Origin of the sequence: Krasilnikovia sp. M28-CT-15 (assembly GCF_047159595.1) — a bacterium.
Lineage (GTDB): Bacteria > Actinomycetota > Actinomycetes > Mycobacteriales > Micromonosporaceae > Actinoplanes.
The window spans coordinates 6,256,512-6,278,056 of record NZ_BAAGAK010000001.1; the positions used below are offsets into that span (position 1 = coordinate 6,256,512).

General features: G+C 73.0%; 16 protein-coding genes and 2 pseudogenes. 4 read left to right on the top strand and 14 right to left on the bottom strand.

Features of this window, described 5'->3' with window-relative positions:
• Positions 1-4: 4 nt before the first annotated feature.
• Both smc and ACMCNO_RS28655 read right to left on the bottom strand, forming a co-directional pair.
• Positions 5-3,586, bottom strand: coding sequence for a chromosome segregation protein SMC (gene smc / locus ACMCNO_RS28650; protein ID WP_412752552.1), 3,582 nt, complete (start codon positions 3,584-3,586; stop codon positions 5-7).
• 301 nt (positions 3,587-3,887) lie between these two features.
• A complete protein-coding gene (locus ACMCNO_RS28655) occupies positions 3,888-4,082 on the bottom strand; it encodes a hypothetical protein (protein WP_412752553.1) in 195 nt (64 codons plus the stop codon).
• A gap of 661 nt (positions 4,083-4,743) precedes the next feature.
• On the opposite strand from ACMCNO_RS28655, the gene ACMCNO_RS28660 reads away from it, so the two are divergent.
• Complete coding sequence (locus ACMCNO_RS28660; RefSeq protein WP_412752554.1) at positions 4,744-6,240, top strand: DUF3492 domain-containing protein; 1,497 nt, start codon at positions 4,744-4,746, stop codon at positions 6,238-6,240.
• A gap of 61 nt (positions 6,241-6,301) precedes the next feature.
• A complete protein-coding gene (locus tag ACMCNO_RS28665) occupies positions 6,302-6,889 on the top strand; it encodes a Spherulin-4 (protein ID WP_412752555.1) in 588 nt (195 codons plus the stop codon).
• Here the strand turns inward: ACMCNO_RS28665 and mutM are convergent.
• The 9 genes and pseudogenes from mutM to rsmD all read right to left on the bottom strand — a co-directional run bounded on the left by mutM (position 6,825) and on the right by rsmD (position 13,671).
• Entirely contained in the window at positions 6,825-7,679 is an 855-nt protein-coding gene (gene mutM, locus ACMCNO_RS28670; protein WP_412752556.1) for a bifunctional DNA-formamidopyrimidine glycosylase/DNA-(apurinic or apyrimidinic site) lyase, read from the bottom strand. The genes ACMCNO_RS28665 and mutM overlap by 65 nt on opposite strands.
• 16 nt (positions 7,680-7,695) lie before the next feature.
• Entirely contained in the window at positions 7,696-8,904 is a 1,209-nt protein-coding gene (locus ACMCNO_RS28675) for a hypothetical protein (protein ID WP_412752557.1), read from the bottom strand.
• Positions 8,905-9,128: 224 nt separating this feature from the next.
• Positions 9,129-9,872, bottom strand: a pseudogene (gene rnc / locus ACMCNO_RS28680) (ribonuclease III); the annotation flags it as partial.
• On the bottom strand, positions 9,862-10,890 hold the full coding sequence (locus ACMCNO_RS28685) for a phosphate acyltransferase PlsX (protein WP_412753839.1): 1,029 nt from the start codon (positions 10,888-10,890) through the stop codon (positions 9,862-9,864). The pseudogene rnc and the gene ACMCNO_RS28685, both read right to left, overlap by 11 nt.
• Positions 10,891-11,023: 133 nt before the next feature.
• Positions 11,024-11,197 carry a 50S ribosomal protein L32 gene (gene rpmF, locus ACMCNO_RS28690; protein ID WP_067685631.1) on the bottom strand — a complete coding sequence of 58 codons (174 nt, stop codon included), beginning with the start codon at positions 11,195-11,197 and terminating at the stop codon, positions 11,024-11,026.
• A 140-nt stretch (positions 11,198-11,337) separates the two neighbouring features.
• Positions 11,338-11,886: pseudogene (locus ACMCNO_RS28695) on the bottom strand (YceD family protein); the annotation flags it as partial.
• A 115-nt stretch (positions 11,887-12,001) separates the two neighbouring features.
• A complete protein-coding gene (locus ACMCNO_RS28700) occupies positions 12,002-12,499 on the bottom strand; it encodes a hypothetical protein (protein ID WP_412752558.1) in 498 nt (165 codons plus the stop codon).
• 120 nt (positions 12,500-12,619) lie between these two features.
• Positions 12,620-13,099: a pantetheine-phosphate adenylyltransferase gene (gene coaD / locus ACMCNO_RS28705; protein ID WP_412752559.1), complete on the bottom strand. Its 480-nt coding sequence runs from the start codon at positions 13,097-13,099 to the stop codon at positions 12,620-12,622.
• Complete coding sequence (rsmD, locus tag ACMCNO_RS28710) at positions 13,096-13,671, bottom strand: 16S rRNA (guanine(966)-N(2))-methyltransferase RsmD (RefSeq protein WP_412752560.1); 576 nt, start codon at positions 13,669-13,671, stop codon at positions 13,096-13,098. The genes coaD and rsmD overlap by 4 nt, the downstream gene beginning before the upstream one ends.
• Before the next feature lie 651 nt (positions 13,672-14,322).
• Here rsmD and ACMCNO_RS28715 point away from each other — a divergent pair.
• Complete coding sequence (locus tag ACMCNO_RS28715) at positions 14,323-15,222, top strand: LPXTG cell wall anchor domain-containing protein (protein WP_412752561.1); 900 nt, start codon at positions 14,323-14,325, stop codon at positions 15,220-15,222.
• Positions 15,223-15,545: 323 nt separating this feature from the next.
• Positions 15,546-17,024, top strand: coding sequence for an LPXTG cell wall anchor domain-containing protein (locus ACMCNO_RS28720; protein WP_412752562.1), 1,479 nt, complete (start codon positions 15,546-15,548; stop codon positions 17,022-17,024).
• Between the two features lie 206 nt (positions 17,025-17,230).
• Here ACMCNO_RS28720 and ACMCNO_RS28725 read toward each other — a convergent pair whose 3' ends face one another.
• From ACMCNO_RS28725 to ACMCNO_RS28735, 3 genes are read right to left on the bottom strand one after another with little or no spacing between them, the layout of a single operon-like run.
• Positions 17,231-17,575 (bottom strand): DUF952 domain-containing protein, encoded by a 345-nt coding sequence (locus tag ACMCNO_RS28725; RefSeq protein WP_412752563.1) that lies wholly within the window; start codon positions 17,573-17,575, stop codon positions 17,231-17,233.
• Positions 17,576-17,577: 2 nt separating this feature from the next.
• Positions 17,578-19,782: an ATP-dependent DNA helicase RecG gene (gene recG / locus ACMCNO_RS28730; RefSeq protein WP_412752564.1), complete on the bottom strand. Its 2,205-nt coding sequence runs from the start codon at positions 19,780-19,782 to the stop codon at positions 17,578-17,580.
• Complete coding sequence (locus ACMCNO_RS28735; protein WP_412752565.1) at positions 19,779-21,470, bottom strand: DAK2 domain-containing protein; 1,692 nt, start codon at positions 21,468-21,470, stop codon at positions 19,779-19,781. The genes recG and ACMCNO_RS28735 overlap by 4 nt, the downstream gene beginning before the upstream one ends.
• Positions 21,471-21,545: the final 75 nt, after the last annotated feature.

Genomic DNA, 21,545 nt, shown 5'->3' on the forward strand with positions numbered 1-21,545 from the left:
CGGGTCAGTCCTCCACCGGGTGGTTGAGCCGCTGGCTGATCACCTGGGTCACCCCGGCGCGCATGGTGACGCCGTACAGTGCGTCGGCGACCTCCATGGTGCGCTTCTGGTGGGTGATGATGAGCAGCTGGCTCTTCTCCCGCAGCTGGTGGAAAAGGGTGATGAGGCGGCCCAGGTTGACGTCGTCGAGCGCGGCCTCGACCTCGTCCATGATGTAGAACGGGCTGGGCCGGGCGCGGAAGATGGCGCAGAGCATGGCCACTGCGGTCAGCGAGCGCTCGCCGCCGGACAGCAGCGACAGCCGCTTGATCTTCTTGCCGGGCGGGCGGGCCTCGACCTCGACGCCGGTGGCGAGCATGTCCTCCGGGTCGGTGAGCACGAGGCGCCCCTCGCCGCCGGGGAACAGCACCTGGAACACCGTCTGGAACTCCCGGGCGGTGTCCTCGAACGCCGAGGTGAACACCTCCAGGATCCGGTCGTCGACGTCCTTGACGACCGTGAGCAGGTCCTTGCGGGTCTCCTTGAGGTCTTCGAGCTGGTCGGAGAGGAACTTGAAGCGTTCCTCCAGTGCCGCGAACTCCTCCAGGGCCAGCGGGTTCACCTTGCCGAGCAGGGCCAGATCGCGTTCGGCCTTGTTGGCGCGCTTCTCCTGGGTGGGCCGGTGGTACGGCACCGGGGCGGGCTCCGGCTCCCCGGCCACCTCGGCGGCGGTCACCTCGGCCTGGGTGGGCGGCACCCACTGGTCGGGGCCGTACTCGCCGATCAGGGTGTCGACGTCGAGGGAGAAGTCCTCGGCGGCCTTCGCCTCCAGCTGCTCGATGCGCAGCCGCTGCTCGGCGCGGGCGACCTCGTCGCGGTGCACCTCGTTGGTGAGCCGTTCCAGCTCGGCCAGCAGGCGCTTCGCGGTGGCGCGTACCTCCTGCAACTCGGCCTCGCGGGCGGTGCGGGCGCGGGCCAGCTCGTCGCGGGTCTCCACCGCGGCGGCCAGCGAGACCGCTACGCGGTGCAGGGCCTGGGCGGCGCCGAGGGCGACCGCGTGGGCGATCTGCGCGCCGCGGGCGCGGGCGGCGCGGCGGGCGGCGGCGCGTTCCCGGGCCTGGCGTTCGGCGTTGGCCTGGCGCAGCAGCGAGTCGGCGCGGCCCGCGATGGAGGCGACCCGCTCCTCGGCGGTACGCACGGCCAGGCGTACCTCCATCTCGTTCTGCCGGGCCTGGGGCACCAGCGCGGCGAGCTGGTCGCGTTCCTCCGTGGAGGGTTCCTCGTCGATCGGGGTGGCCTCGGCCAGGTGCAGGCGCTCCTCCAGCTCCGCGAGGCGGGTCAGGTCGACGTCGCGGGCGGCCTCGGCCTTGCTCCGGGCGGCGCCGAGCCGTTCCGTCTCGGCCTGCGCGGAGCGGGCGGCGGCGCCCAACTCGGCGAGGCGGCGGGCGGCGGCGTTGCGTTCCCCCTCGGCGGCGCGTTTGGCGGCGGCCGCGACATCGACCGCCTGCTTGTGCTCCGCGACTTCGGCGCGCGCCTCGGCGAGGCGTTCGCGCAGCTCCCCGATGGCCTGCTCGGCGGTCTCCCGGCTGGCCTTGGCCTCGTCGACCGCGGCCTGCACCTCCAGATAGCTGGTCTGCTTGCCGGAGCCACCGGCTGCGGCGTACGCGCCGAGCACGTCGCCGTCGGGGGTGACCGCGCGGAACTCGGCGTTCGCGGCGACCAGCGCCGTGGCGGCCGCGAGGTCGGGCACGAGGACGACGTCGCGCAGCGCCCGGTGCAGTGCGGGACGGATGGCGTCGGGGCAGCCGATCACGTCGGGGGCCCACACGGCGCCGTCCGGCAGCGCGGGCCGCAGCGCGTCCAGGGACCCCTGCATGCCGGGCGCGGCGGGCCCGGCGACCACGAGCGCGGCGCGGCCCGCGTCGGCGATCTTGAGCGTACGCATGGCCTCGACGGCCTCGTCGATCCCGGTGAGGGCGACCGCGTCCGCGAGCCCGCCCAGCGCGGCCGCCAGCGCCGCCTCGTGTCCGGGGGCGACCGTCAGCATGGACGCCAGGCTGCCGAGCAGGCCGGGCACCTCGGCGGCCTTGCCGAGCAGTGCCCCGGCGCCGTCCTTGCGCTGCAGGCCGAGGGCGAGCGCCTCCTCCCGTGCCTTCCAGCTGGCGGCGTCCTTCTCGGCGGCGCGCTCGGCGTCGGACAGCTCCTTGGCGACCGCGGCGGCCCGGTCGTGCGCCGCGACCGCCTCGGCGTGCCGGGCGTCGAGGTCGGCGTTGTCCCGGTCCGCCTCGGTGGACTCGGCCGCGACCGCGTCGACCTCCGCCTGGGCGGCCTGCGCCCGGCCGAAGGCGTCGGTGTGCGCGGCGGCGAGGCGTTCGATCTCCTCGGCCGCGCCCTCGGTCCGGGCCCGGGCCGCGTTGACCTGGCCGGTGAGCTTGGCCAGCCCCTCGCGCCGGTCCGCGATGGCCTTGGCCGCGGTTCGCAGGGCGCCCTCGGCGGCGTGCAGCTGCCGCTCCAGCTCCTGGCGGTGCTCGATCGCCTCGGCCAGCCGCATCTGGTCCTCGGTCAGCGCGTCGCGCAGCTCCTGCTCCTGCTCGCGGACCCGCTCCGACTCGGCGACCAGCTGCTCCGGGTCACGCCCGGGCCGTTCCTCGTCGGCGGTGGCGCTCAGGTGGCGCATCCGCTCGGTGGCCAGCTGCTCGGTGGAACGGAACCGCTCCTGCAGGGCGGACAACTTGTACCAGGTGTCCTGGGCGGCGGCCAGCAGCGGGGCGTCCTCCGCGTGCGCGGCCTCCAGGTCGGCCAGCCAGCGCTGCACCTCGTGGTTCTCGTCCTCGACCTGCTGGCGGCGATCGCGCATCGCCGACTCGTCCGCGATCTCCTTGTCCAGGGTGGTCCGCAGCGTGTGCAGGTCGTCGGCCAGCAGCCGCAGCCGGGCGTCGCGCAGGTCGGACTGGATGCCGGCCGCGCGCCGGGCCACCTCGGCCTGCCGGCCCAGCGGCTTGAGCTGGCGGCGCAGCTCGGCGGTGAGGTCGGTGAGCCGGTTCAGGTTCGTCTGCATCGCGTCGAGCTTGCGCAGGGCCTTCTCTTTGCGCTTGCGATGCTTGAGGACCCCGGCGGCCTCCTCGATGAAGGCGCGGCGGTCCTCCGGCTTGGCGTGCAGCATCGCGTCGAGGCGCCCCTGGCCGACGATGATGTGCATCTCCCGGCCGATGCCGGAGTCGCTGAGCAGCTCCTGAATGTCGAGCAGGCGGCACTGGCTGCCGTTGATCTCGTACTCGCTCTCGCCGGAGCGGAACATCCGGCGGGTGATCGACACCTCGGTGTAGTCGATGGGCAGGGCACCGTCGCCGTTGTCGATCGTGAGGGTCACCTCGGCCCGGCCGAGCGGGGCGCGGCCCGCCGTACCGGCGAAGATGACGTCCTCCATCTTGCCGCCGCGCAGCGCCTTGGCGCCCTGCTCGCCGAGGACCCAGGCGATGGCGTCGACGACGTTGGACTTGCCGGAGCCGTTGGGGCCCACCACGCAGGTGATGCCCGGCTCCAGCCGCAACGTCGTCGCGGAGGCGAAGGACTTGAAGCCCTTCACCGTCAGGCTCTTGAGGTGCACGGGTCTCCGAGGGTCGGCGGTGCAGGCTGCTCCGCTGCAGGGTACCCGCCGTCCCAGGTGGGTACGCATTCGCCGCGCTCAGCGCCCGAAGGCCGGGCGGGAAACCGCAGGGATCGCAGGCATGAACTGTGACGGGCCGGGCATCACACCGAACGGACGCCGCGTGAGCGGGTGACCGTATGCGGTGGGCGGACGCCAGAAAAAGAATGCGCGCCGCCACGGGGTGGAGGCGCGCTGCTGCGATATGCGTTTGTCGTGCGAGGGGATGTGAAGCGCCGGATCACGGCGCCCGGGATGAAGCTCAGGTCAGCGCCGGCTCCGTCAGCCGCAGAATGTCGTCCGCCTCGGCAGCTGCCGCGGCGAGCCGGTCATTCTCCGCCCGCAGGCGGGTGATCTCGAACTCCAGAGCCTGCACCCTGGAACGCAGTCGGGTGACCTCGTCGAGCAGGCGCCGGTCGGGCGCCGCACCTACGTGGCCGTAGAGGGCCTTCGCCATGTTGGACTCCTAGTGAGACGCTGCGTCTCTATTCAATGCGCTGCCGGAAAGCCGGCCATACGCGCGCCCAGCGATAAACGCACCTACACCCACGGGCACGCGTGAGCGCAGTATCCTGCACCTCATTGGAACTTGCTGTAAGGTGCAGATCCCTCACGCCCAGTACGCAACTGGGCACAAGCGGGCGCGACTGGCGACAGGTCCTATAGTCCGCCGATCCCCACGCTGCGTCAAGCCATGGCCTGCGTGGCACCGCACACGAACAGAGTGAATCACGCCACCCCCGCCACCCATTAGCGGGACTTAAAACCTTTCTTAGGCGGTTTGCTGCCCGCCGCCCCGATTGCATACCGTCACCGGGGTCGATCGATTTCGATCTTCGCACTTTCGCGGCGACGAGCCCCGACGGCCGGACATGATCCGGCGCCCCCGCCGTCGCCACCCCTGGCGCCGGGTGCCAGTGGCGGGGCACCCGGCAAGAGGGGTCGGCGGGCGAAAAAGTACCGGACAGGGCGGTCATTCCTAGGATGAATCCCCCCAAAAACGCACAAACAGTCCGCAATCTGGTCGTCTTAGCGACAAACTCCCGTTACTTTTCGGCGCTGTGTCGTTCTGTCCTTCGTGATATCGCCCCCGTCGCGCCCACGGTGCTGAGCCGGGCATGCGCATCTGTCTGCTCACCGGGGGCGGGTACCCGTACCGGCGCGACGCGCTCGGCGGATGGTGCCGTGGCCTCGTCGAGGGCCTGAGTCGGCGCACGTTCGACCTGCTGACGATCACCGACCGGGAGCCACCCGGAGCACCCGCATACCCGCTGCCCGGCAACGTGGTCTCCGCCCGCGCCGTGGTCCTCGGCCGGGGAGAGCCCCGCCGCGGCGATGGCGACGGCGTCGCCGCCGTGCTGCTCTGCCGCGGCCTGATGGGGGAACCCGGCCACGCCGACGCCCTGTTCGCCGACGGGCTGCGCCGCCTCGTGCGCCACGTCGACGCCGACCCCGAGGGCCCCGCCGACGACCCGCTCGGCGGGGTGGCCCTGGCCGAGGCACTACTCGACGCGTGGCGCGCCGAACGTTCCGGACCGCCCGGCACGGACCGGCTCCCGCTGCCCCGCCTCGGGCTGCGCGACGCCCGTACCGCCGCGACACTGCTGCGGCACGCCGCCCGCCCGCTCGGCGTGGTCGCACCCGCGGTCGACCTCGTGCACTGCGTCGGCGGCACCACCCCGCTGCTGGCCGCGCTCGCCGCGCGCTGGCGCACCGGCACCCCGCTGCTGCTCACCGAGGCGCGCGCGGTGATGGGACGGCTGCGGCCCACCGAGGAACGCTTCTCCCCCACGGTCCGCACCGTGCTGCGCCGGTTCCGCGAGGCCGTCGCCCGCACCGGGTACGCCGAGGCCGGGCTGATCGCGCCGCTGAGCGCGTACCACCACGGGTGGGCGTTGCGGCACGGGGCCACCCCCACCCGGCTCGTGCCCGTCCCGGCGGGGGTGGACCCCACCGACTTCCCGGCCGCCCCAGAGCCGGACACCGAACCGGCGCTGGTCTGGGCCGGGACCGGCGGGCCGGACAGCGGGATCGGCCCGCTGCTCGACGGGTACGCCGCGGTGGTGGCCGCGGTGCCCGGCACGGTGCTGCACCTGGTCGGGGTGACCGGCGCACACGAGGACCACTGCGCCGAACGGATCGAACGCAGCGGGCTCGGCCGCGCCGTACGCCTGCATCCCCTGCCCGCCGACCACCGCGACCGGTACGCGGCCGGACACGTCGTCGTGCACCTGCCCGGCCCGGCCGACCCGCCGTCCCACCTGATCGAGGCCATGATGTCCGGCCGCGCCGTGGTCGGTGTCGACCTCGGACCGGTCGCCGAGACGCTCGGCGACGCGGGCGTCCTCGTGCCCGCGGACGACCCGGCGGCACTGGCCGACGCGTGTGTCGCGCTGCTGCGCGACCCGGCGCGGCGCCGCGCGCTGGGGGACGCCGCCCGGCGCCGCGCGCTGGCCTGCTTCACCACCGACCGGGTGGTCCGCGCCTACGACGCGCTCTACACCGACCTCGCCGCGCCGCCACCCGCCCCCGTCTACGAACTGGCCCTCGCGGTGCCAGCCCCGCGCACCGCCCGGCCCGCCACCCTGCGCTGGCTGGCCCGGGAACAGCGGTAACCAGCACCAACCCCAGCCCCCGGACCGCCATCCGGACCGCCGCCGAGAACCGGAGAATGCCGTGAAGACCCTCTTTCCCGCGTACGCGCACCCGTCGCCCGAGCTGGAACTGGACGCCGACACCTGGGTGGTGCAGGAACGACCGGGCGAACGTGGCTCCTTCCACCAGGTGCTGGGTCGCATCGACCTGGACTGGGGCAGCCGTTCGCTGGCCGACGTGCTGGCCGCGGTGGACGCCTGGCGCGGCGACGGGGTCGAGGGGCTGTTCCTGGACCGGGCCCCGGCCGGGCCGGGCGGGGTCGGCCCGGTCGCGCTGACCATCCGGCTGGCCGCCCGGCGCGGCCTGCACCGGGTCGTGCTCAACCCGGGCGTGCCCACCCACCCGCTCTATCGTGACCTGGGCGTACGCATCTGCACCTTCGACGGGTCGTGGACGGCGTACCAGGGGTGGGCCGGGGACGGGGCCCGGCAGGGCGACGGCCACCTCGTGCACGGGGTGCCGCCGCAGCTGCTCACCGCGGCGCGGCGGCTCATGGGTCGCCGGGGGGCCGGGTTCGGGCTGGCCACGGACGCCAGCCCGCCGGTCAGCGCGGAGTCTGCCGAGGACGAGGCTGACAGCGCGGACAGCTGTACGACGAGCGGTTCATGAACTGCTCCCGGCGGATCGCCGTGCCGCAGCGGTGGCACGGCAAACCCTCCCGCCCGTACGCGTCGAGCGAGCGGTCGAAGTAGCCGCTCTCGCCGTTGACGTTGACGTACAGCGCGTCGAAGCTGGTGCCGCCCGCCACGATCGCCTCACGCAGCACGTCCCGGACGTGGCCGAGCAGCCGGCGGGCGGCCGGGCGGGTCAGCGCGTCCGTGGCCCGGGCGCCGTGCAACCGGGCGCGCCACAACGCCTCGTCGGCGTAGATGTTGCCCACCCCCGAGATCAGGGTCTGGTCCAGCAGCGCACGTTTGACCTCGGTGCGCTTGCGCCGCAGTGCCGCCACGAAGTCCTCATCGGAGAACGCCGGGTCCAGCGGGTCGCGGGCGATGTGCGCGATCTCGGCGGGCAGCACCGCACCGCCCTCGGACACCGACAGCCCGCCGAACGTGCGCTGGTCGACGAAGCGCAGCTGCGGGCCGCCGTCGGTGAACGTGAACCGGACCCGCAGGTGGGTCTCGTCCGGAGCGTCGGCGGGCTGCAGCAGCAGCTGGCCGCTCATGCCCAGGTGGCCGACGATCGCGTCACCGGAGTCCAGCGGCAGCCACAGGTACTTGCCGCGCCGCGCCACCCCGGTGACCGTCCGGCCGGTCAGCACCGCGGCGAAGTGGGCGTCCCCGGGCAGGTGGCGGCGGATCGCGCGGGGATGGTGCACCTCGACGGCGGCGATGGTCCGGCCGGTCACCCAGGTGTCGAGTCCCTGCCGGACGGTCTCGACCTCGGGCAGCTCCGGCACGTGCGCCCCTTCCGGGCTAGAGGGTGTAGGGCCAGACGACGACCAGGTAGGCGCCGTACCACAGCCCGAAGGCGGCCCAGGCGGTGATCGCCAGCACCGCGACCCGGGGCCGGGCGCGGGCCGCCGCGATCACCGCGGGCAGCAGCGTCAAGAGTACGGGCAGCAGCAGCCGCGGTTTGGAGTGGTAGAACCCCGCCTGGCCGTAGACGAGAACCATCGCCACGAACCCGTACACGGCCAGCGGCAGCCAGGGGCGACCGGCCAGCGAGATCCCGGCCGCAGCCAGCGCCACCAGCAGCAGCAGCGCCACGCTCACCGGGACCCAGCCGTCGCCGCTGCTCAATGTCCGGCCGACGAACGCAACCGTGCTCTCGCCATAGTCGAACGAGGTGCCCCAGCCGGCGGTCTGGATCCGGAACCACGCGGTGGCGTCGCCCACCCGCAGACCCACCCAGCCGAGATACGCGGGCACCCCGGCCAGGGCCACCACGGCAGCCGTCACCGGCATCCACCGCCGCCGCGCGTCCGGGCGGCGCACCTCCAGCAGTGCCGCCACCGCGAGCGCCAGGGCCGCCGCGACGCCGGTCGGCCGGGTCAGCGCGGCGCCGAGCCCCAGCAGGCCGGCCACCCACCACACCCGGCGGTGCGCGGCCACCAGCATCCCCGCCACCAGCGCCAGGAACAGACTTTCGGAGTACGCCATGGACAACACGACGGACACCGGGGCGGAGCAGCAGATCGCGACCAGTGCCCAGCCCGCGCGGCGGCCGTACAGGCTGGTGCCGAGCAGGTGCAGCGCGATCGCCGCGCCGACCGACGCGGCCCAGCTCACCGCGATGGCCGCGGTGGGTGGTTCGAGCCCGAGTGCGGACAGGCCCCGGATGAGCATCGGGTACAGCGGGAAGAAGGCCAGCTCGTTGCCCTCGAGCTGGCCGGCGTCGCCGTACGTGTAGCCGTGCGGGTAGCCGCGCACCGCGACCCGCAGGAACCAGCCGGCGTCCCAGACCAGCAGGCGACCGCGCAGGCCGACCCGGTCGTCGGCGAACGCGCCGAGCCACAACAACATGACCAGCTGGCCGAGCCGGGTCAGCGCGAGGATGCCGACCGCGACACCGACGCCGCGCCACCGGCCCGCCTGCGCCCACAGGCCCGTGGCCGGTTCCGGGGCGGTGGTGCCGCTGGGCGCCACGGTCCCGCCGGTCGTCTCGTCGGCCGCGAGGCTCACGGTTGCGTGCCGTCCCCGGCCGCGGCCCGCTTCGGGTGACCGTCCGTGGCGGCCTGAGCCGCATCGGCCCGGGCAGCCGTCTGGGCACCGTCCCCACCGCCCCGGGCGGCGGTCTGGACACCATCGGCCCGAGCTGTCGTCGCGGCATTGGTCGCCTCGAGGCGGGCGGCCTTGGCGTCACCGTTCCCGTCGGCCTCCGCGCGGGCCGGGTCCACGTGGCCGCCGCCCGCCACCGCGGGCGGTGGGGTCTGCGCCTCGGCCCGCTCGGTCAGCGTGCGCCACGCTGCGGCGGCCGCCCGCTGCTCGGCCTGCTTCTTGCTGCGCCCGTCGGAGCCGCCGTAGCGCTCCCCCGCCACCACGACCCAGGCGGTGAACGTCTTGGCGTGGTCCGGGCCGGAGTCGTCGATGAGGTAGTCCGGCACACCCAGCCCGAGGGCGGCCGTCAGCTCCTGCAGGCTGGTCTTCCAATCCAGCGCCGCGCCCCGCCCGGCCGACTCCGCCATCAGCGGGTCGAACAGCCGGTGGATCACCTCCGCGGCGGCGTCCAGCCCGTGCTCCAGGTAGATCGCGCCGAGCAGCGCCTCGAGCGTGTCGGCCAGGATGCTGGCCTTGTCCCGGCCGCCGGTGGTCTCCTCGCCCTTGCCGAGCAGCAGGTGCGGGCCGAGGCCCTGCGGGCCCAGCGAACGGGCGACGTCGGCGAGCGCGTGCATGTTGACCACGCTGGCGCGCAGCTTGGCGAGCTGCCCCTCGGGCAGGTCGGGGTGGTTGTGGAACAGCGCCGAGGTGATCACCACGCCGAGCACGGAGTCGCCCAGGAACTCCAGGCGCTCGTTGGTGGGCAGGCCGCCGTTCTCGTACGCGTACGAGCGGTGGGTCAGGGCACGTCCCAGCAGGTCAGGGTCGAGGGTCACCCCGAACGCCTCCTCCAGGGGCGCGGTCGACGGCCGGCGACGCTTCTCATTTGTCATGTGCCACCTCGCTGAGCGGGATCATTCCGGCGATGGCCGCCACGGCGGCCCGGCGGTGCAGGGTGGCCGCGAGGGCGATGCCCGCGGCCAGATCGTCGGGGTCGGCGGCGCCGTGGCACACCACGACCGTGCCCGCGACTCCGAGCAGGACCGCCGCCCGAGGCGGCGGGTCGGTGGCGACCGACGCGGTGGGGGGCGGGCCGGCCAGCGCGTATGCGGTTTCCAGCCCCTTGAGCAGGATGTTTCCGGTGAAGCCGTCCGTCACCACGACGTCGGCGCCCGCGCCGTGCACCACGTCGTTGCCCTCGAGCAGCCCGACGTAGTGGGCCCCGGCGGGCAGGCTCAGCCCGGCCAGCACGGCGGGGGCCTCGCGGCGCAGCCGGTCACCCTTGCCGCGTTCGGTGCCGATGGTGAGCAGCCCGACCCGGGGCCGCTCCGCGCCGTGCACCGTGGCCGCGTACGCGGCGCCGAGCTGGGCATGCATGCCGAGGGTCTGCTCGTCCGGGTCGACCGAGGCGCCCACGTCGAGCAGCACCAGCCGCCCCGCGACCGTGGGCAGGACGGCGGCCAGGGCGGGTCGGCGTACCCCCGGCCAGCGGCCCAGGCCGAGGGCCGCGGAGGTGACCGTGGCGCCGGTGTTGCCTGCCGAGACGATCGCGTCGGCCTGGCCCTGCGCGACCGCCAGCACTGCGGCGCGCACGCCGGACTCGACCCAGCTCTCGGTGGGTGCGCTGGGACCCGGTCGGCCGTGTTCCGCTCCGGTGTCCCCACCGCCGGGCTCGGTGGCACCTGGAGCGGTGCCGGAGCCGCGCAGGCGGGCCAGGTCGGGGCGGTCGCCCGGGATGAGGGTGCGCACCCGGGCGCGATCGGCCGGTGGCAGGGCAGCCGTCACCGCATCGGCCGCGTCTGGAGGGCCGACGAGGAGGAGCTGAAGGGCCGAGTCGGCCTGACAGGCGCGCAGAGCGCCGTCAACCACGACGGCGGGAGCATGGTCCCCGCCGAGGAGGTCGACGGCGATCCGCGCGGTGCCCGTGTCCGGGGCAGCGCCGGTGGGGGGTTCCCCGCCGGGCCGCCCGGGAGCCGGGGCACCGGGCGATCGCCGTCGCTCAGGCGCGACCCGCCCGGTGTCCGGGCGTGTCACTCCTGGCGACTCAGACCTCGAGGACCTGACGACCGTTGTAGGTGCCGCAGACCGAGCAGGCGGCGTGCGGCAGCTTCGGCGACTTGCACTGGGGGCAGGCCACGGTCGAGACCGCGGTCGCCTTCCAGTTCGCCCGGCGCGAACGGGTGTTGCTGCGCGACATCTTGCGCTTGGGGACGGCCACGGTACCTACTCCTCGATCCGGTGTTGCTGGTGTTGCGGCGAAGCCGCCTCTGACAGCTCAATGCTCTTTGGCTGGTGTTGCGGCGGAGCCGCCTCGGACAGCTCATTGCTCTTCGGCTGGTGTTGCGGCGGAGCCGCCTCGGACAGCTTGTGCAAAGCGGCCCAGCGGGGATCCACGTCCTCGTGGCCGTGGTCGGCCGGGAGGTCGTCGAGATGCACCCCGCACTCGGGGCACAACCCTGGGCAGTCCGGACGGCAGACCGGGTTCGTCGGCAGGGTGAGCACCACCGCGTCCCGTACCGCCGGCTCGATGTCGATCAGATCGCCCTGCATCCGGCCCACCTCGTCGGAGTCCGTCGTCTCCTCCGTGGTGCTGTCCTCGTACGCGTACAGCTCCGCGATGGGCACGTCGAAGGTCTCGCTGATCGGGTTCAGGCAGCGCCCGCACTCACCGGCCACCGAGCCGCGGACCGCGCCGCTGACGTAGACCCCCTCGGAGACCGACGTCAGGGTGAGGTCGAGCTCGAGGTCGGAGCCCTCGGGCACCTGGATCAGCTCCAGCCCGAGATCCAGTGGAGCCGGCACCACCCGCTGAAGGGTACGCGTCGCACCAGGCTGGCGCGGGAGCTTCGTCGTGTCGACGACCAGCGGCTGCCTGGGATCGAGGTGATGCTGCGAATGCTTGGGCATGGTGGGGTGCTGGGCTACCTGAGACCTGGGGCTACTTCGGGCGTGCTGAAACTCCGGCCTGGTGCAGGCCGACACGAAAGATTACCTGAGCACGGAGCCGGACGTCGAACCGGGCTCAGAACGGCAGCGGGCGTTCCGCGTCCTCACCCTGGAACGTGCCGATCTCCCGCAGGGCATGCATCTTGTCGCGGCCGCGTTCGATCGAGGCGAGCGCGCGGGTGAGGAACTGCTCGAAGTTGGCCAGGGCGGTGTCGACGTAGTCGTCGACCTCCTCCCGCAGCCGCTGCGCCTCCGAGCGCGCCTCGGCGATGATCCGGGCCGCCTCGTGCTCGGCGGACACCGTGATCTCGTTGACGGAGACGAGCCGGGCGTGCTCGGTCTCCCCCTCGCTGATGATCCGGTCGGCCTCGCGCTTACCCGCATCGATGATCTTGTCGCGCTCGTCCAGCAGCGCCACCGCCCGGCGGATGTCCCCCGGCAGTTCGGCGCGCAGCTCGTCGAGCAGGGCGATCATCTCGGCGCGGTCGAACAGGAAGTTGGTCCGCGACATGGGCACGGAGCGCGCAGCCTCCACCATGGCGATGATCTCGTCGATGCGGTCCAGCGGATCCACCGGCGCCTCACTCCTGTCGTCTCGCACCCACGGTGCGTGGTGTGGACACGTTACTGCCGTTAATGATGAGGCGCAGTGGGGCTCGCCCACTCGATCACCGTCGGCGCGTCGGGTCGGCGCTCAGCCGTGGCGCAGCCGTGCCGCCAGCCGCTCGGCGACGAAGTCCGGCAGGTACGCCGACGCGTCGCCGCCCCACTTCACGACGTCCTTGACCAGGCTGGACGAGAGGAATGAATACAGCGGGTTGGTCGGCATGAACAACGTCTCGACGCCGGACAGGCCGATGTTCATCTGCGCCATCTGCAACTCGTAGTCGAAGTCGCTGACCGCGCGCAGCCCCTTGACCACGACCGCCGCGTGCTGGGCGCGGCAGAAGTCGACCAGCAGGCCGTGGAACGCCTCGACCCGGACGTTGCCGTACTTGGCGGTCACCTCGCGCAGCATGTCCAGCCGTTCCTCGACCGTGAACAGGCCGCTCTTCGACTGGTTGATGAGTACGCCGACGATGACCTCGTCGAAGAGCCGGCTCGCCCGGCCGATGATGTCCAGATGCCCGTTGGTCACCGGGTCGAAGGAGCCGGGACAGACCGCACGTCTCATGATCGGCGACCGTACCAAAGAGTGGTCTCGCCGTAGCGGCGGCTGCGCTCCCCGGCGATCCCGTCCACCCAGGCCAGTGGCGCGCCGCGCACCGCCGTACGGGTGGATCGCTCGATCGCGACCACCGCGCCCGGCGCCAGCCAGCCGTTCGTCACCAGCGCCCGTTGCATGTCCGTCACCTCGTCGTCGCTCAGCGCGTACGGCGGGTCCGCGAAGACCACGTCGTACGGCCCGCCCTCGGGTGGGGTGGCGAGCACCTGGGCGACCTTGCCCGTGACCAGGCGGGCGGCCGTGCCGACCCGAAGCGCGACGATGTTGTCGCGGATGATCCGGGCGGCCCGCGCTTCGGCCTCCACCAGCAGCGCGAAACTCGCCCCCCGGGACAGCGCCTCCAGACCGACCGCGCCGGATCCCGCGTACAGGTCGGCGAAGCGGGCCCCCTCGAGATCCGTCAGGGCCTCCACGGAGCTGAAGAACGCCTCCCGGACCCGGTCGGAGGTCGGCCGGGTCTGCGCACCGGCCGGCGCGGCCAGTCGGCGGCCGCCGTGGGCACCGGCGATGATCCTGGTCATGGCCCCTCTCGCGGGTGTGCGGCTACCTGTCTGACGCTACTGCACAGGCCCGCCGTGCCCACCGCGGCGCCGGTCAGGCCGCGCGCCCGGGGCCGTCCGGCGCAGGTGACAGCGCCGCGCCGACCCTGGGGCGACCGTCCGACCTCGTGCAGCGGGCGGCGGCGGGCCGGGTCCGACGAAGGTGACGGCGCTGCGCTGGTCCGGGGCCGCACGCGCAGGCACCCAGGGTCGACCGGATCGAGGCCGGGAGAGATCCCCAATGGAGGACGAGATCCATCTTCCGGGCACATCGGCGCAAGAAGAGGTTCGTCTCCGGAACCCACCCATAGCCGGACGAGGTCTGTCGACCTTATTTACGAAGCTTGACCAGATTCGCCGGATATGCACAGCAGCATATGGGGTGGTCATCGATACGTGGCGCATCGGCGCCACTGCACTCAGTGGAGCAAAGATCTCGGGCGCGCATCAACACCCTTAAGCGTCGCTGAGAGGTTCCACAGAGGCACGCCAATGGTTATCGTCATGCCCCTGTGACGCCGAAACGCCGGCGACACGACGACGTGGTGAGGCGTCGTCCGCGGGACCGTCCATCCGCGACCACCGCCGCCCTCCGCGACCCGTACCCCTTCTCCTCTTTCTCCAGGAGTACGCGTGAAGCTGTTCAAGTCGCCGCTGCGCCGCAGCACGGCCGCCCTGGCCGGCACGTTCCTCGGCCTCGCCGGCGTCGTGGCGTTCGCCGCCCCCGCAAGCGCCCACCACCCGATCGTCAACGGAACCGCGTCCTGCGTCCAGGAGGACGGCACGTGGACGGTGACCTGGAGCGTCACCAACAGCGAGAAGGACCTTCAGGGCGACATCACGTCCGTGACCCCGGGGCCGGAAGGCAGCACCTTCACCGGGATCGCCGCCAAGGACGTCCTGCCGAAGAACGGCGAGGGTGAGCTGAAGGGCGTGCAGACGCTGCCCGCCACCGCCGACTCCGCCACGCTGACCATCGGCGCGCACTGGATCCGCAACTACACCGACATCGACAAGACCGAGTCGGGCAGTGTCCCCCGGTCGAAGGAGAAGTGCGCTCCGCCGGAGAAGCCGTCGACCCCGCCGACCACGCCGACGGAGAAGCCGTCGACCCCGCCGTCCAAGCCCGCGCAGCCGGGCGAGCCGACCCCGGTCATCGAGGCGGACTGCACCACGGTCAGCATCGGCTTCGACAACCCGAAGAACGGGATGGAGTTCACGCTCCACCTCAAGACCAGCAAGGGCGAGAAGCGGGACATCGCGTTCAAGCCGGGCGACCGCAAGGTGGAGAAGTTCAGCGCCACCCCCGGTTTCCAGATCAAGCTCAGCATCAGCGTCAAGGGGTACACCTCCCCGGCCGAGACGATCACCTACCAGCTGCCCGAGGGCTGTGAGAGCAGCGGCAACGGCGGCGGTCTGCCGGTGACCGGTGCGGCCGCGGGCACGATCGCCGGTGGCGCGGCCGCGCTGCTCGCGATCGGTGGCGTGCTGTTCTTCCTGGCCCGCCGGCGCAAGGTGAAGTTCACCGCCTGACAGCTTTGATTCCCTAGAAAAGGGGCGTACCGGTCCGCCGGTACGCCCCTTTTCGTCCTATGCGGAGGCTCCGAGCGCACGCACGGAACGCGACGCGGAACTGCCGTTCGGTGAATCGAAAATCTCGGACATGCAACAAGATCTTTAAGGCTGCCTGAGCTGTTCCATAAGGGTTCCGCAGTGGCTATGGTCACAGCGCTGAGTCGCCGGTACGCCGACGACCCGACGACGTGGGGAGGCGTCGCCGCAGCCCAGCAGCCATGTACGTCACCGCCTTCCCGCATGCCGTATCCCCCTCGGTTCCCCCGTTTCAGGAGTTGGCGTTGAAGGTCAAAACCTCGCTCCACCGCACCGCGACCGTCCTCGCGGGTGCCCTCATCGGCCTGGCCGGCCTGGCGGTCACTGCCACCCCCGCCAGCGCCCACGCCAGCAGCGTCAAAGGCGATTCCGTCTGCAACGCGGCCACCGGCAAGCGCGACATCACCTGGACACTCACCAACGACTGGGGCGGCGACGCCACGGTCGGCGACCTCACCCTGACCCCGGGCGACACGGCACAGACCGCGGACCACGTCGAACTGAAGAACGGCGTCGTGATCCCCCGCCGCTCGCACCACGTCGACGGCCAGGTCACCTTCACGCAGAACGCGGCCGGTGACACCACCGACGCCTCGATCTCCTTCACCGCCCGGTGGAACGACAACTACACCGACCGGAACAACTCCTACAAGCTGCACTTCGGCGGCCCGTGCGCCCCGCCGCCGCCCACCTGTGTCAGCCCCGACAAGGCCACGTTCCACCACGAGTTCGGCGTGGCCGACGGCGAGTCCACCGCCACGGTGACGCTCGACGAGGGCATCAAGCTGTGCGAGGGCGAGCCGGTCACGCTCGTCTCGTACGTCGCGCCGCGTCCGGAGTTCTCCGTCCCGCAGTTCGTGTTCGACCACGCTTCCGCGGTGATCAGCACGGACAAGTCCCGCGCCGACCTCAAGGTCAAGGTGCCGGACTGCAACACCCAGGTCGACCTGTTCTTCGGTTCCGAGAAGGACATCATCGCCGAGATCACCGCCGACGGCCCCCGGTACGGCGACAAGAAGCTGGGCAGCCCGAACGGCCCGGGCCACCGCTCGGTCGGCAAGCCGGGCTGGTTCAACGGCGGCAGCAAGGCGTGCCAGCAGCCGGCGGTCGCGACCGTCCCGCAGTGCGACGGCTCCCTGACGGTGAACCTCAGCAACAACGGCGAGATCAGCCGGTACCCGATCGACTTCGTGGTCAAGGCGGGCGAGAACACCAAGACCGTCACGGTCGGCGCGGGCAAGGCCGAGAGCATCACCATCCCGGCCGGCGCGGGCGAGGTCACGGTGAGCGCGGACGGCTTCGATACCAAGACGTACAAGTGGGAGAACCCGGGCGACTGCGCCCTGCCCACGGTCGTGGTGGAGAACGACTGCGACAAGGTCGCGATCACGGTGCAGAACCCCAAGGGCGTCACTGTGGTGACCGCGAAGGTCACGTACGGGGAGGAGACCAAGACCGTGACCGTGGCGTCCGGCGCCGCGCAGAAGACCACCTTCACCCTCGGCAAGGACAAGCACGCCACCGTGGACTTCCCCGGCCTCGGCGTGGACTCCGTCAAAGCCACGCTCGGCAAGGTCGAGTGTGGCGGCGAGGGTGCCGGCGGCGGTCTGCCGGTGACGGGTGCGGCCGCGGGCACGATCGCGGGTGGCGCAGCGGCTCTGCTGGCCATCGGCGGGGTGCTGTTCTTCCTGGCCCGTCGGCGCAAGGTGACCTTCACCGCCTGAGTTCCCTGGTCAGCACCTGAGGACGGGGCGCGTCGGCCACCGGCTGACGCGCCCCGCGCGACTGCGGCCCTCGGCACGCGGCCCTGGGCGCGCCGGTCGGCGCGGGATCGACGGATCTTGGTCAGGGGGCGCCCCTAGGAGGGCGAAATCCGACCAAGATCCGGCAGGTCCGCCTGGACCGCCACGGCGGTCCAGCGCACCTGGGGTCAGGACGGCGGCAAGGGCGGGAACGTGCCGTCCGGGGCGGGCGGGAAGTCGGTCACCGCGACCACCGCGTCCACCGGGATCGGGCCGTACACGTGGGGGAACAGCATTCCGTCGGGATCCTCGGGCTGGCCCGGCTCCCACACGGGAGGCGACGGCAGGCGGGTTTCGTCCACGTGCAGCAGCACCAGGTCGGTGCGGCCGCGGGCGATCGCGTTCGCGGGGATGTGCACCTGCGCGGCCGTGGAGCAGTGGATGAAGCCCTCGGTGGCCAGGGTGTCCGCGGTGTAGGCACCGGCCGCGACGGCCGCCTCCCAGTCGGCGCGGCCACAGAAGTGCAGCAGCATGGTCAGCCCTTCTCTAGGAACTCGGCGCGTTCCTCGTCGACCAGGGCCGCCACGGACGCGGCCAGGGCCGGATGGCGCGACAGGTCCGGGTCGTCGCCGACGAGCTCGGCCGCCTCGGCGCGGGCCTCGGTGATGAGTTTGGCGTCGCGCAGCAGCGACAGCAGCCGTAGATGCGAGTGCCGCCCGGACTGCGACGCCCCCAGCACGTCCCCCTCGCGGCGCTGCTCCAGGTCGAGCTCGGCGAGCTTGAAACCGTCCGTCGTGGACGCGACCGCGTCGAGCCGCTCCCGGGCCGCCGAGCCCTCCACCGCCTCGGTGACGAGCAGGCAGATGCCGGGCGCCGAGCCCCGGCCCACCCGGCCACGGAGCTGGTGAAGCTGGGAGACACCGAACCGGTCCGCGTCCAGGATGATCATCACGGTGGAGTTCGGTACGTCCACCCCCACCTCGATGACCGTCGTGGCGACCAGCACGTCCAGCTCACCCGCCGCGAACCGGCGCATCACCGCGTCCTTCTCGTCGGCGGGCAGCCGACCGTGCAGCACGCCGAGCCGCAGGCCCCGCAGCGGACCCTCGGCCAGCAGCGGCGCCACCTCGGTCACCGCCAGCGGTGGGCGGCGCGCGGACTCGGCGTCGCTGGGCGGCTCCTCGTCCTCGTCGCCGGTGGCCTCCCCGATCCGCGGGCACACCACGTACGCCTGATGGCCCGCCTGGACCTCCTCGCGCAACCGCTGCCACGCCCGGTCCAGGTACGCGGGCTTCTCCGCCGCCGGGACCACGTGCGAGGCGATCGGCGAACGGCCCCGGGGCAGCTGGGACAGCGTGGACGTCTCCAGGTCGCCGTACACGGTCATGGCGACCGTGCGGGGGATCGGCGTCGCCGTCATCACCAGGACGTGCGGCGGCTGGGCGGCCTTGGCCCGCAACGCGTCACGCTGCTCGACCCCGAAGCGGTGCTGCTCGTCGACCACGATCAGGCCGAGGTCGTGGAAGTCGACCCCCTCGTACAGCAGCGCGTGGGTGCCCACCACGATGCCCGCGGTGCCGGCGGCCACCTCGGCCAGCGTGGCGCGCCGGGCCGCGGCCCCGAGCGAGCCGGTGACCAGGGCCAGCCGGGTGCCGCGCGAGTCGCCGTCCAGCTCACCGGCGCGGCCGAGCGCACCGAGCTGCGCCGCGATGCCGCGGTGATGCTGGGTGGCCAGCACCTCGGTCGGGGCCAGCAGGGCCGCCTGCCCGCCCGCGTCCACCACCTGCAGCATGGCCCGCACCGCGACCAGGGTCTTGCCGGAGCCGACCTCGCCCTGCAGCAACCGGTGCATCGGGTGCGACCCGTCCAGGTCGGCGGCGATCTCCTCACCGACCCGGCGCTGCCCCTCGGTCAGTTCATACGGCAGGGCCGCGTCGAACGCGGCCAGCAGCCCGGTGTCCGTGCGGGGCCGGGCCAGGGCCGGGGATTCGGCCGCGCGGGCCCGCCGCTGGGCGAGTGTCAGCTGTACGGCGAACGCCTCGTCCCACTTCAGCCGGTGCCGGGCCCGGTACAGCTCCTCCTTGGAGCTGGGCCGGTGGATCTCCCGCAGTGCCGTGCCGAGCCCGACCAGGCCGCGGTTGGCGCGTACCGCGGCGGGCAGCGGGTCGTCCGGCGGGCGCAGCGTGTCCAGCAGGGTGCGTACGCACCGGGCGATGACCCAGGTCGGCACGGCGGCCGCCGCCGGATACACCGGGATGAGCGCGCCCGCGAACTCCTCGATCTCCTCGGCGGCCTCATCCTGCGAGGCGTCGGCCCGCAACAGCTGGTAGGCGGGCCCGTTGAGCTGGCGTTTGCCGCGGAACTCGGTCACCTTGCCCGCGAACAGGCCCCACCGCCCCCGGCGCAGATCCCGCTCCCGCCACGCCTGGTTGAAGAACGTGCAGGTCAGCGTCGCGCCGGAGCCGTCGCCGATGGTGATCTCCAGCATGGTGCCCTTGCGGGCGCGCATCGGTCGTACCGTCGTGCTCTGCACCTGGGCCAGCAGGGTGACCTCTTCGCCGACCGTGAGCGCCCTGATGTCGGTGTGTTCGCCCCGCTCGTCGTAGCGGCGGGGGAAGTGGTAGATGAGGTCACCGGCGGTGTGCAGCTCGAGGTGCGCGGCCAGGGCCTTCGCGGTTTTCTCACCCACCACGGCGCGCAGCGGGGTGTCGGTCGTGACCACGGTGCCGGTGTCGGTCATTCCACTCCCACCAGCAGGTGGTAGCGCGGCTGCCCACCCGTGTAGAGGTTCACCTCGACGAAGGGCCAGGTGTGGCCCACGTGTGCCCGCAACGTGAGGTCCAGCTCGGGCGGGGCGTCGGCGCCCAGTACCAGGGTGACCAGCTCGCCGCCGCCGCCGAGCATCCGGTCGATCAGCTGCTTGGTCACGGTCTCCAGGTCGTCGCCGATGATGTGCACCTCCCCGTCGACCAGACCCAGCAGGTCGCCGGGACGGCAGCGGCCCGCCACGGTGAACGCCTCCCGGCCCGCGGTGCACACCTCGCCGTACCGGCAGGCACCGGCGGCCTCCGCCATCGCGATCACATCGTCCGCGAAGCGCCGCTGCGGGTCGCGGACCGCCAGCGCGGCCAGGGCCTGCACCGGGGAACGGGTCGGCACCACGCTGACGCGGACCCCGGCGGCGGCGGCCTCGCGCGCCGCCGCGTCCGCGACCGCCTGGGTGTTGGCGTCGTTGGGCAGCAGGACCACCCGCGGCGCCCCGGTCTCGTCGATGGCGGCCAGCATCTCGGCCGTGGACGGGTTGCGGCCCAGCACGACCGCTCCCTCGGCGGCCAGCAGCGCGGTCAGGCCCTGGCCCGCGGCCACCACGACCGCCCCGCGCGCCTCCGGGTCGGGCACGGCGGGCGGCAGCTCCGCGTGGACGGGCACCCGCTGCTCCAGCGCGGTGACCGTGATCCGGTGCGGGCGCCCGGCGACGATGCCCGCTTCGATCGCCGCGCCGATGTCGTCGACGTGGATGTGCACGTTCCAGGTGGGCGGGGTGCCGTCCCCGGTGCCGACCACGACGAGCGAGTCGCCCAGCTCGGCCAGGGTGGCGCGCAGCAGCGCCACGGCGGCGGGCTCCGCGTCCAGCAGATACTGCACCTCAAAACCGAACGCCGACTCACCCTCGTGCACCACACCGCCGTCATGCCCCGCAGCGCAGTCCGCAGTCCCAGGCGCCCCAGCCCCAGGCGCCGCAGCCCCGGGCGCCGCAGGCCCGCCGGACGGCGCGAGGCCCGCGCTCTCGGTGGCCGCGCCTGGCGCCGTGAGTCCGTCGAGCGCGTCGACCAGCGCTTCCAGCAGCAGCACCAGCCCCCGCCCGCCCGCGTCGACCACCCCCGCCCGGGCCAGCACCGGCAGCTGCTGCGGGGTACGGGCCAGGGCCTCGGCCGCCGCCCGCGCCGCCGCCCGGGCGGTCGCCACCAGGTCGTCCGAGGCGATCCGGCCCGCACCCTCGGCCGCCGCCGCCACGACCGACAGCACCGTGCCCTCCACGGGGCGGGCCACCGCCGCATACGCCGCGTCGGTGGCGGTGCGCAGCGCGCGGGCCAGCTCGGCCCCGCGCACCGTGACCACGGAGGCGAACGTGTCGGCCATGCCGCGCAGGATCTGGGAGACGATCACGCCGGAGTTGCCCCGGGCGCCCAGCAGCGCGCCCCGCGCCATCCGGCGCATCGTGTCGCCGACCGCAGCGCGCCCGCCCGGACCGGGCTCCTCGAGCGCCTGCTGCGCGGAGGTGAGGGTGAGCACGAGGTTGGTGCCGGTGTCGCCGTCGGGCACCGGGTAGACGTTCAGCTCGTCGATCTCGTGCTGGTGGGCGCGCAGGGCGGCCAACCCACCGCCGCACCAGCGGCGGACCGCGGCGTCGTCGAGGGTGTCCAGCACGCGAAAATCGTACTCACCCGCACTGACAAATCGCCGAGTCAGGCGGTCGCGGCGGGCCGGAGGCCCGGAGCCGGC

Coding starts and splice junctions, on each gene's coding strand:
- ACMCNO_RS28655 (WP_412752553.1), bottom strand. CDS start 4,082: ATGGCGAAGGCCCTCTACGGCCACGTAGGTGCGGCGCCCGACCGGCGC.
- ACMCNO_RS28660 (WP_412752554.1), top strand. CDS start 4,744: ATGCGCATCTGTCTGCTCACCGGGGGCGGGTACCCGTACCGGCGCGAC.
- coaD (WP_412752559.1), bottom strand. CDS start 13,099: ATGAGACGTGCGGTCTGTCCCGGCTCCTTCGACCCGGTGACCAACGGG.
- rsmD (WP_412752560.1), bottom strand. CDS start 13,671: ATGACCAGGATCATCGCCGGTGCCCACGGCGGCCGCCGACTGGCCGCG.
- ACMCNO_RS28725 (WP_412752563.1), bottom strand. CDS start 17,575: ATGCTGCTGCACTTCTGTGGCCGCGCCGACTGGGAGGCGGCCGTCGCG.
- recG (WP_412752564.1), bottom strand. CDS start 19,782: ATGACCGACACCGGCACCGTGGTCACGACCGACACCCCGCTGCGCGCC.